Origin of the sequence: Thalassospira sp. NFXS8 (assembly GCF_040148805.1) — a bacterium.
In the GTDB taxonomy this organism is placed as follows: Bacteria; Pseudomonadota; Alphaproteobacteria; order Rhodospirillales; family Thalassospiraceae; genus Thalassospira.
The window spans coordinates 177916-193034 of record NZ_JAGEMF010000004.1 but is presented as its reverse complement, the minus strand read 5'-3'; the positions used below and the strand labels follow the sequence as shown (position 1 = coordinate 193034).

The 15119-nt window shown below is 52.8% G+C and carries 13 protein-coding genes; 5 read left to right on the top strand and 8 right to left on the bottom strand.

Going from position 1 to position 15119, the window contains the following annotated elements:
- The 4 genes from J4E05_RS19800 to rsmA are packed head-to-tail and all read left to right on the top strand — an operon-like array spanning position 1 to position 5484.
- Positions 1-2235, top strand: a complete 2235-nt coding sequence (locus tag J4E05_RS19800; protein WP_349599250.1) for an LPS-assembly protein LptD — start codon at positions 1-3, stop codon at positions 2233-2235.
- 45 nt (positions 2236-2280) lie between these two features.
- On the top strand, positions 2281-3522 hold the full coding sequence (locus tag J4E05_RS19795) for a peptidylprolyl isomerase (protein WP_349599247.1): 1242 nt from the start codon (positions 2281-2283) through the stop codon (positions 3520-3522).
- Positions 3523-3554: 32 nt separating this feature from the next.
- Entirely contained in the window at positions 3555-4619 is a 1065-nt protein-coding gene (gene pdxA / locus J4E05_RS19790; protein ID WP_349599244.1) for a 4-hydroxythreonine-4-phosphate dehydrogenase PdxA, read from the top strand.
- Positions 4612-5484 carry a 16S rRNA (adenine(1518)-N(6)/adenine(1519)-N(6))-dimethyltransferase RsmA gene (gene rsmA, locus J4E05_RS19785; protein WP_349599241.1) on the top strand — a complete coding sequence of 291 codons (873 nt, stop codon included), beginning with the start codon at positions 4612-4614 and terminating at the stop codon, positions 5482-5484. The genes pdxA and rsmA overlap by 8 nt, the downstream gene beginning before the upstream one ends.
- 172 nt (positions 5485-5656) lie before the next feature.
- Here the strand turns inward: rsmA and gmk are convergent, their stop codons facing one another.
- A complete protein-coding gene (gene gmk / locus J4E05_RS19780; RefSeq protein WP_085588928.1) occupies positions 5657-6289 on the bottom strand; it encodes a guanylate kinase in 633 nt (210 codons plus the stop codon).
- 24 nt (positions 6290-6313) lie between these two features.
- A complete protein-coding gene (locus J4E05_RS19775; RefSeq protein WP_085588930.1) occupies positions 6314-7195 on the bottom strand; it encodes a YicC/YloC family endoribonuclease in 882 nt (293 codons plus the stop codon).
- A gap of 193 nt (positions 7196-7388) precedes the next feature.
- Between J4E05_RS19775 and J4E05_RS19770 the strand changes: the two genes are divergently transcribed.
- Positions 7389-8180, top strand: a complete 792-nt coding sequence (locus tag J4E05_RS19770; protein ID WP_349599237.1) for an SDR family NAD(P)-dependent oxidoreductase — start codon at positions 7389-7391, stop codon at positions 8178-8180.
- 271 nt (positions 8181-8451) lie between these two features.
- On the opposite strand, the gene mltG is transcribed toward J4E05_RS19770, so the two are convergent.
- The 6 genes from mltG to J4E05_RS19740 form a co-directional block, all read right to left on the bottom strand.
- On the bottom strand, positions 8452-9366 hold the full coding sequence (mltG, locus tag J4E05_RS19765; RefSeq protein WP_349599234.1) for an endolytic transglycosylase MltG: 915 nt from the start codon (positions 9364-9366) through the stop codon (positions 8452-8454).
- 89 nt (positions 9367-9455) lie between these two features.
- Complete coding sequence (gene fabF, locus J4E05_RS19760; RefSeq protein WP_349599231.1) at positions 9456-10715, bottom strand: beta-ketoacyl-ACP synthase II; 1260 nt, start codon at positions 10713-10715, stop codon at positions 9456-9458.
- Positions 10716-10801: 86 nt separating this feature from the next.
- Positions 10802-11038, bottom strand: a complete 237-nt coding sequence (locus J4E05_RS19755) for an acyl carrier protein (protein WP_073956513.1) — start codon at positions 11036-11038, stop codon at positions 10802-10804.
- A 166-nt stretch (positions 11039-11204) separates the two neighbouring features.
- Positions 11205-11945, bottom strand: coding sequence for a 3-oxoacyl-[acyl-carrier-protein] reductase (gene fabG / locus J4E05_RS19750; protein ID WP_085588938.1), 741 nt, complete (start codon positions 11943-11945; stop codon positions 11205-11207).
- Between the two features lie 39 nt (positions 11946-11984).
- Complete coding sequence (gene fabD / locus J4E05_RS19745; protein WP_085588939.1) at positions 11985-12926, bottom strand: ACP S-malonyltransferase; 942 nt, start codon at positions 12924-12926, stop codon at positions 11985-11987.
- Between the two features lie 274 nt (positions 12927-13200).
- On the bottom strand, positions 13201-14994 hold the full coding sequence (locus J4E05_RS19740; RefSeq protein WP_349599226.1) for a chloride channel protein: 1794 nt from the start codon (positions 14992-14994) through the stop codon (positions 13201-13203).
- Between the last annotated feature and the right edge of the window lie 125 nt (positions 14995-15119).

Genomic DNA, 15119 nt, shown 5'->3' with positions numbered 1-15119 from the left:
ATGGCGGACTTGTCAGGGGGAAGTCTGAAAGCACTGGCTGTATGGGGCATGATCGGGGGCATTATTACAATGACCACGCCTGTTATCACATACGCTCAGGGCACAGACGCAGCGAAGCCAACCGTAAAAACCAGCACCCGGGATAGTAGCACGGGTGACAAAACAGATGCGGCGGCAGAAAAAGAAAGCCAGTTGCTTTTTTCGGCCGACGAGGTTGATTACAGCGACGATTTAAAAACGGTTACGGCGCGCGGCAATGTTGAAATCTCGCGCGACAACCGGGTTTTAATGGCCGACACGGTCAGCTATGACATGACCAATGATGTGGTTTCAGCCAGTGGGAATGTCAAACTGCTTGAACCAACCGGCGAGGTTATGTTTGCCAATTATGTTGAACTGACCGGCGATTTCAAGGAAGGCATCATCAAGGATATTTATATCCTGATCGATGACCATACCCGTTTGGCTGGTGTAGGTGCGCGCCGTAGTGAAGGCAATTTCACCGAACTGGCAAAAGCCGTTTATTCGCCGTGCAATGTCTGTGCTGATGATCCCGAAAAGCCGCCTTTATGGCGTATTCGCGCTGCCCGTGTCATTCATGACCAACAGGGGCAGAATATCGAATATCAGGATGCCCGTCTCGAATTTGAAGGCATACCTATTTTATACAGCCCCTATTTCAGCCATCCTGACCCGACTGTTAAACGCCGATCCGGTATATTGGCCCCCACATTTGGCAGCACCAGTTATGTCGGCAGCCGTTTTGAACTTCCATATTACTGGGCGATTGATAAGTCGAGTGATCTGACGTTGCGTCCCATTATCACAACAGATAAGGGCCCCGTGCTTGCATCTCAGTATCGCCGCAAGTTCGATACCGGCAATCTGGACATTCTCGACAGTATCACCGAAGGCGGTGACGATGGCTGGCAAGGGCATATTGATGCCAGGGGTCGTTTTGATATCGACAATAACTGGCGTTGGGGTTTTGATGCCGAACAGGCATCAAGCAAAACATATATGTCACGCTACGGCTTTGGTTCACCGTCGGTTCTAACCTCGAATTTGTTTGGCGAACGTTTTTCAGGTCAGAACTATGGACGTATCGACGGATATTATTTCCAGGGCTTAAAAGAAGAAGACAACCGTGCCACCAGCCCGCTTGTCTTGCCTCATGCCCAGTATCATGGTCGTGGTGATACCAACCCCAACGGTTCCTATACCACTTTTGATCTGGATGCCCTGTCCCTGTCACGGCGAACCGGGGCCGATTCCAATCGTCTGTCGGGCAAAGTTGGCTGGGAACTTCCACATATTGGCACGTATGGCGATGTTACCAAATTAACCCTGTCCATGCGGGGTGACAGCTACATGGTAAACAACGTCACCCGCGACGGCCAATCCGATTACACCGGCTATGCCGGGCGGACAGTTCCCCTCGCCGCGATTGACTGGAACATGCCCTTTGTCCGCGACGAAGGTGGCTACCATCAGGTCATCAAACCGATTGCAATGGTTGCATGGTCACCCAATGGTGGCAACCCGGACGAAATTCCCAACGAAGATTCCCAGTCGTTTGAATTTGACGACATTAATCTGTTTTCCCATGACCGTTATGGTGGACTGGATAAAACCGAAGACGGGCTACGTGCAAGTTATGGGCTGGAATGGGGGGTGTATGGCGCAAATGGTGGCTATACCAATGCCCTGTTCGGTCAAAGCTATCGTCTGGCTGATAATGGTACCTTTGCGGAAGGTTCCGGCCTTGATAAACATCTTTCAGACTATGTCGGTCGCATCACGGTCGCGCCGAACCAGTATGTAGACCTGACCTATCGCTTTCGGCTCGACAATAATGACTTTTCACCGCGCCGCAATCAGTTGGCTGCCGGGGTGGGTGAAGAACGCATTCTTCGCCTTGACCTTAGTTATTTGCAGTTATCTGAAAATGCCGGATCCGACGAATTTAACGACCGTGAAGAGCTGTATTTCAACGCACAGCATCGCTTTGACGACCATTGGTCAGGCAATGCTTATGGGCGTTTCGACATGGATCAGGATGCCGACCCCCTTGAATACGGCATCGGCTTTGAGTACGAAGACGAGTGCTTTCTCTTTGACGGACGTGTCCGCCGGACATTTTACCAGGATCAGGATCTTGGACAATCCGACGAAATCATCTTCCGTCTCGTCTTTAAGACATTGGGCGAATTTGCCTCGCAAGCAGGACTTTAACAGAATATGAGACCTTACATTTCCAGACCGTTTCGGCTTTGCGTCATGCTTGTTGGCATTGTTCTGTTGACCTTGTCGAGCGGCACTGCCCGCGCCCAATCAACAACCATTGGTCTTGCTGCGGTCGTTAACGACCAGCCAATTTCTGTTGTTGACGTGATTGACCGCCTTAATCTTGTGGCTGCCACATCCAACATCCAGTTAACGGATGACCGGCGCCGTGAAATGATCCCGCAAATTCTGCGGCAGCTAATTGACGAAACCCTGCAAATGCAGGAAGCCAAACGTCGTGGCTTTACCGTGTCTGATAATGACATGGCGCGGGCCACCGCCGCCGTTGAGCAAAATTCCGGTATGCCACCAGGTGGCCTTGAACGGTATTTGCAACAAAGTCACATTCCGATTGAAACCCTTCAGGACCAGCTTCGCCCGCAAATTGCATGGCAAAAAATCCTTGGCTCCATGCGTCGTGATATCGAAATTTCCGAAAGCGAAATTGACGATGTTCTCGAACGCATCAAGCGCAACCAGGACAAGCCCCGCACCAAGGCCCAGGAAATTTTTCTTCCCATCGATAATCCCCAGGAAGAAAACAAGGTTCTTGACGATGCCCGCAAAATTGTTGGGGCCCTGCGTAATGGTGCAAGTTTCGAAGGGCTCGCTCGCCAGTTTTCCGCCAATGCCAGTGCTGCCAATGGCGGCGACCTTGGCTGGATGTCGTCAGGCGAAATGGATAAACCCCTGGAGGATGCCCTTAGCAACATGTCTCCGGGGCAAATCAGTTCCCCCATCCGAACCATTCGCGGGTTCTATATTTTGAAATTGCTGGATCGTGCGCAGGGTGATGCCAATGCCGAACGCGATGTAAAGCTGGACTTGTACCAGCTTTATATTCCGATTGCCGAAAACGCCGGTCAGGACGAAATCAAAACCAAAGTTAGTATTTTGCAAAATGCGCGGGCAACGGCAAAAAGCTGTCAGGATATGGCCAACATCGCGGTTGACCTGGGATCGGACCTGAGCGGACGCACCAAAGGTGTGTCACCGCAAGAACTGTCGCCCACCGTTGCGAACGCAGTTAGCCAGATACAGGAAGGCCAGACAACCAATGTCATCAAGGTTGATGGCGGCGCACTGGTCGTCATGTTGTGCGGTCAAACCGTACAAAGCACCCTTCCTGACCGTGAAACCATTCGGAACCGCCTGACAATGGACCGGTTGGAAATTACCGCCCGTCGCAAATTGCGCGAACTGCGCCGCGAAGCCTTTATCGATATTCGTATCTGATCAATCGCGGCCAACAACATGTGAGATTGCCGATGGCAAACCAACAGCCACACCCACTGGCAATGACCATCGGCGACCCCGGCGGCATTGGCCCGGAACTGGCCCTGAAAGCCTGGCTGGCACAAACAGCATCCGCAACCGGCACCAGAAAACAGGGCAGCAACATGCTGCCCTTTTGCCTGATCGGACCTTCGCGTATTATGGCACAATATGCCACGCAACTGGGCCTGCCAGTCCCTATTGTCCGGGTTGAGAGCGCGGCAATGGCCAGTTCTGTTTTTGCCAGTGCTTTGCCTGTTTTCGAAATTGCCGATAATGACGCACCAGTCATTCCTGGCGTCGCCGCCGCAGCAACCGCGCCCATGGTTATCAACAGTATCGAAACTGCCGTTAAATTAACACGACAGGGCATTACCTCGGCTGTTGTTACCAACCCGATCCAGAAAAGTGCGCTTTATCAGGCTGGTTTCCCTCATCCGGGTCATACCGAATTTCTGGCAGAACTTGCGGGTCCGGGAACAACCCCTGTCATGATGCTGGCAAACAGCAAATTACGCGTGGTGCCGTTGACCATCCATATTGCGCTGTCACGCGTCCAAAGCGAACTGACACCGGATCTAATTGTTACCCTTTGCAAAATCACAGCCGCAGCCCTGACCCGCGATTTTGGCCTGCTTCGCCCCCGCCTTGCCATTGCCGGCCTAAACCCCCACGCGGGCGAAGATGGCACCATGGGAAGCGAGGAACAGACCATTATTGCCCCCGCCATTGCCCGGTTAAAGGCCGAAGGCTACGACGTTACAGGCCCGTTGCCCGCTGACACCATGTTTCACGAAGAAGCCCGCGCAGCTTATGATGTTGCCTTATGCCCCTATCATGACCAGGCTTTGATTCCGGTCAAAACACTGGATTTTCACGGTGGCGTTAATGTAACGCTGGGCTTGCCCTTCATTCGCACATCACCGGACCATGGCACCGCCTTAAACATTGCCGGTCAAGGTGTTGCACGGGTAGATAGCTTGCTTGCCGCCCTGAAAATGGCGGGTCAAATGGTCTATAACCGACTTTCACCGGAAGAAACTCCATCACATGAGTGAAGCATCCCCCTCCGCCGAAAATGAAACTGGCAAAATGGCCAATGATGGCCTGCCGCCCCTTCGCGAGGTCATTGCGCAGCACGACCTTTCGGCAAAAAAGAAATTTGGCCAGAACTTTCTGTTCGACCTGAACCTCACAGGCCGTATTGCCCGGGCGGCAGCCCCGCTTGATAATGCAACCGTGATCGAAATCGGCCCTGGTCCTGGCGGCCTGACCCGTGCATTGCTGTTTAATGGTGCAAAAAATCTGACGGTGATTGAACGCGACCCGCGATGCCAACCTGTCCTTGCCCAAATAAGCACGCATTATCCCGGCTGCCTTCACGTCATAGACGGTGATGCCCTTGAGGTCGATGTAACAACTTTGGGTGCAGCCCCGCGCAAAATCGTTGCCAATCTTCCTTATAATATCGGAACGTTATTATTGATCGGCTGGTTGGAGAAAATCGACGATTTCGCCAGTTTGACATTGATGTTTCAAAAAGAAGTTGCTGAACGGGTCGTGGCAAAACCAAAAACCAAGGCCTATGGCCGGTTATCTGTGCTGTGCCAATATCTGTGTGATTGCGATATTCTGTTTGATGTCCATCGCAGTGCATTTACCCCGCCGCCAAAGGTAACATCGGCTGTCGTTCAGCTTGTTCCCAAAGCTGACCGTGGTACCGAAATCAGCCTGCAAAGCCTGGCAAAGGTGACGCAGGCAGCCTTTGGTCAACGCCGCAAAATGTTGCGTGCCAGTTTAAAAAGCCTGGATGTCAATGTACTGGAATTGCTGGAAAAAGCAGGCATTGCCGAAACATCACGGGCTGAAGAGCTTGATGTTAACGCATTTGTACGCCTGACACAGCTTTACGACGCAAGATAAACCCTGCCAGTCCCGGCCCACCCCTGAATTTCCTGGTTGGCGAGGTTATTCAACATAGGCTCCGCTGCTACGAAAATCACATAACCCGTTGCGCGAACCAGTTCTCCATATAAACCTTATAGAGAACTGGTTTGATCCCCACAAATCCCCTTTGATCGTCGGGGTTTTCCAATCAATCGGTCAGAAGTTTTTTTACAAACGCATTTAATTCCATCTGGCGCTCACGCTTCACGCGCTCCGCCCCGATAATATGCTGCACAGAGGCCAAACACTGTTCCAGGTCATCATTGACCAAAACATAGTCGAACTCCTCCCAGTGGCTAATTTCAGCCCCTGCCTTGGCCATGCGTTTCATAATCACATCATCGGCATCCTGCCCGCGATCACGCAAACGGCGTTCAAGTTCAGCTGAAGATGGCGGCAACACAAAAATTGAAACCACATCATCGCCGCCTTTTTCGCGTAGCTGACGTGCGCCCTGCCAATCAATATCAAACAACACATCGCGCCCTTCGGACAATGCCTGTTCAACAGGCTGGCGCGGGGTGCCATAATAATTGCCAAAAACCTCGGCCCATTCGAGCAGTTCGTCATCGGCGATCATGTGTTTAAAACCGTCCACCGATTTGAAAAAATAGTGAATGGCTTCTTCTTCACCCGGCCGGGCGTCGCGTGTCGTGGCCGAAACAGACAGCGAAATCTGGTTATCCGTTGCCAGCAATTGCCGCGTGATAGTTGTTTTTCCCGCTCCGGAAGGCGCACAAAACACCAGCATTACACCACGACGTTTATGAGAATCAATCATGGGTCCGTCCTTTATAACACGCAGTTATTCAACATTTTGAACCTGTTCGCGCAGCTGATCGATGATCACTTTCAAGTCCATGCCGCAACTGGTCAGGTCTATGTCATTCGCTTTAGAACACAATGTATTGGCCTCGCGGTTAAATTCCTGACACAGGAAATCCAGCTTACGGCCAATCGCGCCACCCTTGGCAATCATGCTGCGTGCTGCTGCGATATGAGCTTTCAAACGGTCGATTTCTTCACGCACGTCAACTTTGGTCGCCAGCAAGGCTGCTTCCTGATGCAAACGGTCGGCATCAAATTGACCGGCATCCATCAAATCACCAATCTGGCGCTGTAACCTGGCCCGAATAGCTTCCGCACGGGCACCGGCACAGTTTTCTGCCTGCGCAACCGTCTGTTCGATCCGGTCAATATGGCCAACCATCATTTCATGCAGCTTGACACCTTCCGCATCACGATTTTCTGCCAATTGGGCAATCGCGTTACTCAAGGTCGCCATCATACTGTTTTCTCGGGCCTCACGTGCCGCATCATCTTCAGTATGTTCAACAGTTTCCAAAACCCCGCGCACATTCAACAAATCGGCAATACTGCCAACATCAAGCTGACTGATCCCGTGAAATTCTTCTGCCAACCCGATCAGATCAGCCAGCAATTCACGATTGATACGATAACTGGATTCTTCACCCGGCCGCGTCACGGTTAAGGTAATGCCGATATTGCCGCGCTTGAAGGTTTTGGAAACAGCGTCGCGGACCGGGGCTTCAAGGCGTTCTGCCCCGTTAAGGCGCGCCCGCACGTCAAGCCCCTTACCATTCACACTGCGAAGTTCCCAGACCCAGCCAAATCCATTACCCGCCCCTTCGGCGCGGCCAAACCCGGTCATGCTTGAAACGGTCATGTTGCTGTCCATCCTGTTATAATATGTGAGGTTTTATAACGTTGCCCGGCGATCCCGCCAAGGAATACTCGCGGTATTTTCAAAATTGCGAATATAAAGGTCATCCATATTGATGCCCCAATCATCCGTCATGGTCGCGGCAAGGTAAAAAAGCCTGATAAAGCCATCCAAACAAAATGGAATACGTCCACGTATGTCTTTGCAATATAACGCAATTCTAATCACTGGTGCCAGTTCGGGTATTGGTGCAGCTTTGGCACGATATTATGCCTGCGCCGGTGTTACGCTGTTCATTAGCGGACGCAACCAGGCGCGCCTGAAGCTGGTTGAAAATGACTGCCGGGACGCCGGCGCCAATGTTTTTGCCGATATTCTGGATGTCACCGACAAGAACATGATGGCCGATTATGTTAGCAAATGCCACAGCATCATGCCCTTAAGCCTGGTCATCGCAAATGCCGGTATTTCAGCGGGAAGCGGCGATGACGGCGAAACGCCCGATCAGGTCCGCCATATCATGGCGACAAATGTTGACGGTGTATTAAATACCATTGATCCGGCTGTCGCCGTTATGAAACAACAACAACGTGGTCAAATTGCCATCATGTCGTCGCAGGCATCATGGCGCGGCCTGCCCACAGCGCCGGCTTACTGTGCCAGCAAGGCTGCTGTTCGCATTTACGGCGAGGCCCTGCGAGGCAGCCTTGTACGCGACAGAATACGGGTAAATGTTATCTGCCCTGGCTTCGTAAAAAGCCGGATCACCGATGCCAATAATTTTCGCATGCCCTTTTTGATGGAAGCATCAAAAGCTGCCAGGATCATTGATCGTGGCCTCACCCGTAACAAAGCGACGATTGCCTTTCCCTGGCAAATGAACATGCTAACCAGCATGTTAAAACATTTGCCATCCGCCATATTTGACCGCGTCGTTGCCCGGCTACCCAATAAACCTGCCCGTCGGCAAAATTCGCAAGCTAAATAAACGTATTGCACCCCAAACGCCTGATAAGCAGATGCGTTTGGGGTGAGACCTGGTCGCCAAAACAGACATGCAAAGCGGACCACAGAACCGCTCTACCGCCCACCCGGCACCGTCTCGCGTTAGTTTAACAAAGAAATAGCTTAAGCATCGGCACCGGAATTTGGCACGGCCCAGGCAGGCATCCGCCACTGGGCAAAAAAAACCGGATAATCCCAAACCGGCAAATTGCCCTTGCGACACATAACTGGTCGCTTGTAATCGCGCATAACGCCTAATTGTCGTTATTATCGGCGCGCAATTTACGCCAGCGCGCAACATTGCGATTATGTTCATCCAGCGTCCTGGCAAAAGCATGCCCGCCGGTGCCATCGGCAACAAAATAAACTTCGTCGGTTGCCGCAGGATGCAACACGGCATAAATGGCTTCGCGACCGGGATTCGTAATCGGCGCAGGCGGAAGCCCGGTTACAACGTATGTGTTATACGGGCTTTCAAACTTAAGGTCAGCACGGCTTAAGGCCCGGTCAAGTGGCAAGTCAGGGCTTACCGCGTAGGCCACTGTCGGGTCCGACTGCAATCGCATATTTTGACGCAGGCGGTTAACAAAAACCCCCGCAACACGGGCGCGCTCCGCAGCAACACCGGTTTCACGCTCTACAATGGACGCCAGCGTTAAGGCTTGCAACCGGGTATCAAACGGTAAATCGGCGGCACGTTTGGGCCAAAGTTTTTCAACAAGGTCAGTTTGTGCCTGGGTCATCCGGTCAAGAATACCCTGTTTACTGTCCCCATAGGAAAACTGATAGGTTTCGGGCAAAAGGGTACCGTCATCAGGCACAGTGTCAATGGTGCCAACCAGGCCGTCAACACGTGCCAGCCGCTTTACAATCTCGACGCTACGTAAACCTTCGGGAATGGTCACAAACCGTTTAACGGTTTCCCCGGATGCCAGAATTTCGGCAGCCTGCCGCGGACTAACCCGGGCGGGGAAATGATATTCGCCAGCCTGCAAGGAATGATCCAGCTGCGACGCCCGCACACCCGCCAGAAAAATAAGCGGATCAGCCACAATTTTTTGCCGGGTCAGAATAGCCCCGATCTGGCGCACGCCGGTTCCTTGCGGAATAACAAGGTCAATCCCCTGTGCAAGGCGGCTGGGTGATGTATAGGCAACATACACATACACCGCCGCGCCCCCAAAAACGAACGCAGCGGTGATGCATAAAGTACCAAGTAAGAGCAGAAAACGCCGCAATGCGTTCCCCTACTGACTTGTTAGACCGATTTGAACACCAGCGATGCGTTGGTGCCCCCGAAGCCGAACGAATTCGACAATGCGTAATTGACCTTGCGCTGTTTGGCTTCCAGCGGCACCAGATCAATACCAAGGCAAGCCTCGGACGGATTGTGCAAATTCAGGGTCGGCGGCACCACACTTTCGTGGATCGCCAGAACCGAGAACACAGCTTCAATCGCGCCGGCAGCCCCTAACAGGTGCCCGGTTGCCGATTTGGTCGACGACATCGACACATTGTTGATGGCGTCCCCAAACAGGCGCTTAACCGCGCCCAGTTCAATTTCGTCACCCAGCGGCGTCGATGTCCCGTGCGCGTTGACATAATCAACCTGCTCGGGCGTGACACCGGCATTGCGCAAGGCATTGCGCATCGAGCGGAAACCACCATTACCATCCGAAGCCGGAGCCGTAATGTGATAGGCATCACCCGACATGCCATAACCGACAACTTCCGCATAAATGCGTGCGCCACGTGCCTTGGCATGTTCATATTCTTCCAGCACGACACAGCCGGCACCTTCACCCATTACAAAGCCGTCACGGCCCTGATCCCACGGGCGGGATGCTTCTGTCGGTGTATCGTTATAACCGGTCGACAGCGCACGGGCAGCGGCAAAACCGGCCATGCCCAAACGGCAAACTGCAGCTTCGGCACCGCCAGCGACCATAACATCGGCATCACCCAGCATGATCATGCGCGATGCATCACCAATGGCGTGCGCGCCGGTCGAACATGCGGTAACAACAGCATGGTTCGGGCCTTTAAGCCCGTGCTTGATTGAAACCTGGCCAGAAACCAGGTTGATCAGGCAAGAAGGAATAAAGAAAGGACTGACACGGCGAATTTTGCCATCGGCAATCAGCTGTGCAGATTCGGCAATACGCGGCAACCCGCCAATCCCCGAACCAATCATCACCCCGGTCGCTTCCTGGTCTTCTTCCGTTTCCGGAACCCAGCCGGAATCAGCCAGCGCCTGATCAGCAGCAGCGATACCAAAGATGATAAACTCGTCCATCTTTTTCATGTCTTTGACAGAAACATGGTCTTCGGCATTAAACAGGCCAGCGCCCGTTCCACGCGGAACCATACCCGCAATCTTTGCGGGGATATCAGTAACATCAAAATTATCGATGGTTCTGATGCCTGATTTTCCGTCCAGCAGCCCCTGCCATGTGGTCTGGGCACCGTTTGCGACAGGCGTGACTGCGCCAATACCGGTTACAACTACGCGTCTCATCCCGCTTTACGCCTTTATTTTATGAAAATTGCAAAGACGAAAAGGGCGCCCGAGGATGCCTCTGGCGCCCGCGTCAAACAGCAAAATTAGCCGTTTGCCTTTTCGATGAAGTCAATCGCGTCTTTGACGGTCAGAATTTTTTCAGCGGCATCGTCAGGAATTTCAACGCCGAATTCTTCTTCAAACGCCATAACCAGCTCGACGGTGTCCAGGCTGTCGGCGCCCAGATCGTCGATGAAGCTGGCGTTTTCCGTGACCTTGTCTTCTTCAACACCGAGGTGTTCGACAACGATCTTCTTCACGCGATCTGCGACATCACTCATAGCTTAAATCCTTCAATAGGTTCTTTGTCAGTTAGTTTATCTTGTCCCGAAATCCGCCCTTTCAAGGTACGAACGGGGACCGTGAAACCGGCGACCGCAATTGCCGGTTCCGGTGATTTGGTATAGCGGCCTCTTTTAAACAGAAAAGCAAGCAACCCGCAACGGGTTAAATCATCGCCATTCCGCCATTTACATGCAAGGTCTGACCTGTGACATATCCAGCCTCGCTACTGGCAAGGTACAAAACCGCTGCTGCGATTTCTGCACTTTCCCCCATACGACCGGCAGGAATAGCGCCTAACAGCTTTTCTTTCTGCGTATCGCCAAGCTCGTCGGTCATTGCCGTGGTGATAAAACCAGGGGCAACACAGTTTACAGTAATACCTCGCACAGCAACTTCCTGCGCCAGTGATTTGGACCAGCCAATCATACCTGCTTTGGCTGCCGCATAGTTGGTTTGCCCCGGATTCCCCGTTACACCAACAATCGAGGTAATATTAATAATACGGCCAAAACGACGCTTCATCATGCCACGCAAGGAATTACGTGCCAGTTTGAATGCTGCTGTCAGGTTCACATCAAGCACGGCCTGCCAGTCTTCATCCTTCAGGCGCATTGCAAGCTGGTCACGCGTGATACCGGCATTATTAACCAGAATATCAAGCTGCCCGCCAAGGGCTTCTTCCGCCTGCTTGATCAAACCGTCAACCGATGCTGCATCCGAAAGATTACCCGGAACAACGACAGCATTTTCGCCAATTTCGGCAGCAACAGCTTCAAGCCGTTCAGCACGGGTGCCCGAAAGTGCAACCTTTGCCCCGGCCTGCGCCAGAACCCTGGCAATTTCACCACCAATGCCGCCGGTTGCACCCGTAACCAGTGCTGTTTTACCTGTCAGATCAAACATATATGTTTCTTCCCTGTCGCAATTTAAACCGGTGCAGCGTTACAACGCGCCCAGAAAGGCTTCAATATCGGCCGGACCATTAATTGCGGTCCCTGTCATATCACGGTCAATACGGCGCACCATTCCGCTCAGAACTTTTCCCGCACCAATTTCAACCAGCGTGTCGATACCCTGTTCTTTCATATAAAGAACTGATTCGCGCCAGCGCACTGTGCCGCAAACCTGTTTGACAAGCAAATCACGGATCGCATCGGCATCCTGAACCTTTTGCGCCGTTACATTGGCAACCAGCGGCACACGCGGCACATTCATTGTAACATCGCCCAGGGCTTCGGCCATGCGGTCCGCCGCAGGTTGCATCAGGGCACAATGGAACGGGGCAGATACCGGCAACAACAACGCGCGCTTGGCACCTTTTTCCTTGGCAATTTCAATGGCGCGTTCCACTGCGGCCTTATGACCCGATACAACGACCTGACCATTGGCATTGTCATTGGCAGCGGTGCAAACATCACCCTGTGCTGCCAATTCGGCAACGGCGGCTGCGTCGGCGTAATCCAGGCCCAAAAGGGCCGCCATGGCACCAACACCCACCGGCACAGCGGCCTGCATGGCCTGCCCGCGAATTTTAAGCAAACGTGCCGCATCGGAAATACTAAATGTGCCTGCCGCCGCCAGGGCCGAATATTCGCCCAGTGAATGACCGGCAACCAGATCACATTTGTCCGTCAGGGTAAAACCGCCCTGATTTTCCAGAACACGGGTAACAGCCAGGCTTACGGCCATCAGGGCAGGCTGCGCATTTTCCGTCAGCGTCAAATCGCCTTCCGGGCCTTCAAACATCAATGTGCTGAGCTTTTGTGAAAGCGCATCATCGACTTCCTGAAACACTTCACGAGCCAACGGAAAGGCCTCGGCCAGTTCCTTGCCCATACCAACGGCCTGCGATCCCTGACCGGGAAATACAAATGCGCGTGTCATTATTGATATAGCACCCTTGTCTGCGTTTATGCCGTTCGGGCAGCCCGACCCGGCTTTTATAAAGGCCCCCTTGATAACGCGCCCGCCCGTCCTGTCAAGACCGGACACCACCGCGCTGGTCAGGAAAAAACCTGCTTTGCCCTCAAAGGTGGCGTAGAATTACACGATTGCAAGAAAAAAGGCAGCAGGTATCATGATTTACCCACTGCCTTCTTATCTTTCCAGGGTTTCAGCCAATCAAGTACCAAAACGGTCCTGCGGCCCCAACCCGTGCCTATTCAAGATAGTTTTGCATGCTTGAAACAACACTGTCCGAGATATGCGATTTGGTAATGACGCCGCGCACATCAGACTGACGCGGCAACCCACGACAAGGCTGCACAACAACGGCGGCCCGTGCATTACGGCGATGCATACGCTTGATCACATCAAACAATGTGGTTTTATCAACAACAACCACAAAATCCTCGTCAACCAGGTCACTTAATGTTGCATTCGCCTTTTCATTGGCAACGGCATAGAGGTGGTCCACATCGGGAACAACCCCGACAATCCGGTCACCGGCAACCACCACAATCGATGCAACTTTCGGCTTTGCACCAATTTTTTCAACCGCTTCGCTAACCCGCATTGCGGCATCAAGGAAAATCGGGGCACGGTCCATTACCTCGTGGGCCGGATGAACCATGAACATATTGCTGTGGCGTTCCTTGGGAATGTGCAACCCGCGCAACACCAGTTTCGATGTATAGATGGTTTCGCTGATCAACATGCGACGTACACCCAGCGCAATTGCCACGGCCACCACCAGTGGCACGACAATGTTATAATCGCGGGTCATTTCAAAAATCATGATGATCGCGGTCATCGCCGCGCCAGTACCGGCCGCAACCACGCCGCCCATACCAACAAGCGCAAATTCAGCCGGGTTAATGCCTGCATTGGGGAAAATCATGGTACCAATAACACCAACAGCGCCGCCCATGGTCGCCCCGACAAACAGTGACGGCGAAAATACGCCCCCCGATGCGCCGGAACCGATACTGACCGACGTTGCATACATTTTGGCAAAGAACAGGATCACCAGCAACGGCAACGATGTCATCCCGCCACGCAGGATGGCCTGAATGGTGCCGTAACCAACGCCATCAACATAATAATTGCCTGCCGTCAGGAACAGGACATACATCAAAATGCCGACCGACAGCATACCGACCGCATGGCGGGTATAATCATTACCGGGCATCTTTTTGAAAAACTTGTCCGTGATCAGCATCGAACGGATCAGCATCCAGGCTGCAACGCCGCTCAGAACACCCAGCACGACATAAATGATAAGGGCTTCAATATCGATTGCTGAAACCTGTGGAATGGCGGCCAGCGGCACTTCAAATGCCGGTGCCAGACCAAAGGAAATACGCCCGATATAGGTTGCAGCACCCGTCGCAATGACCACCGGCAAAAACGTGCGCGTCGACACTTCAGGCATCATCAGTTCAATCGCGAACAACACAGCCCCCAGCGGGGTGTTAAACGTTGCCGCAATACCAGCCCCTGCCCCGGCCGCCAGCAACGTAATACGCTGTCCGGTCGGAAGGTTGCGAAGCTGCGCAATACTGGAACCCAGCGACGAGCCGATCTGAATGATTGGTCCTTCACGGCCAACTGCGGCCCCGGTACCAATTGACAGGGCGGATGCAACGGACTTGATCACTGCCACCAGAGGCCGAATACGACCCTGATTAAAATAGATGGCATTCATCACTTCCGGCACACCGTGACCTTTGGCTTCGGGTGCGAAATTATTAACCAGAAAAACAACCAGCATCCCGCCAAGAACGGGAACAAGAATAATAAGAGGCCCCCATGACGACGGCTCGGTCAGCATATTGGCATCATATTCCAGCGTAAAAGTGCCATAAAACGCCAGATTATGAATAATCGCGACCAAGGCGCGAAACGCGACTGCGCCATAACCGGTAATGATACCGACGACTAGGGAAAAGAAACATAAAGTAAGCAGTGTCGCGCGCCGGGGAGACGCGCCTTCAACCTGGGATTCAACCATCACCAAACCATGTACATTCTGAGTATAGCCCGGTCTAGCGCCCCATAACATAAATTCCCAGCCCCGCTATTTTTGTTGTCAGTGGGGGGTGGCCGGGAAAATGTGCAATGAAGAGAGGTCGACCG

Excerpts from the sequence above, each read along its gene's own strand:
- J4E05_RS19800 (WP_349599250.1), top strand. The coding sequence starts at position 1 with ATGGCGGACTTGTCAGGGGGAAGTCTGAAAGCACTGGCTGTATGGGGC.
- J4E05_RS19795 (WP_349599247.1), top strand. The coding sequence starts at position 2,281 with ATGCTTGTTGGCATTGTTCTGTTGACCTTGTCGAGCGGCACTGCCCGC.
- pdxA (WP_349599244.1), top strand. The coding sequence starts at position 3,555 with ATGGCAAACCAACAGCCACACCCACTGGCAATGACCATCGGCGACCCC.
- rsmA (WP_349599241.1), top strand. The coding sequence starts at position 4,612 with ATGAGTGAAGCATCCCCCTCCGCCGAAAATGAAACTGGCAAAATGGCC.
- gmk (WP_085588928.1), bottom strand. The coding sequence starts at position 6,289 with ATGATTGATTCTCATAAACGTCGTGGTGTAATGCTGGTGTTTTGTGCG.
- J4E05_RS19775 (WP_085588930.1), bottom strand. The coding sequence starts at position 7,195 with ATGACCGTTTCAAGCATGACCGGGTTTGGCCGCGCCGAAGGGGCGGGT.
- J4E05_RS19770 (WP_349599237.1), top strand. The coding sequence starts at position 7,389 with ATGTCTTTGCAATATAACGCAATTCTAATCACTGGTGCCAGTTCGGGT.
- fabF (WP_349599231.1), bottom strand. The coding sequence starts at position 10,715 with ATGAGACGCGTAGTTGTAACCGGTATTGGCGCAGTCACGCCTGTCGCA.
- J4E05_RS19755 (WP_073956513.1), bottom strand. The coding sequence starts at position 11,038 with ATGAGTGATGTCGCAGATCGCGTGAAGAAGATCGTTGTCGAACACCTC.
- fabG (WP_085588938.1), bottom strand. The coding sequence starts at position 11,945 with ATGTTTGATCTGACAGGTAAAACAGCACTGGTTACGGGTGCAACCGGC.
- fabD (WP_085588939.1), bottom strand. The coding sequence starts at position 12,926 with ATGACACGCGCATTTGTATTTCCCGGTCAGGGATCGCAGGCCGTTGGT.
- J4E05_RS19740 (WP_349599226.1), bottom strand. The coding sequence starts at position 14,994 with ATGGTTGAATCCCAGGTTGAAGGCGCGTCTCCCCGGCGCGCGACACTG.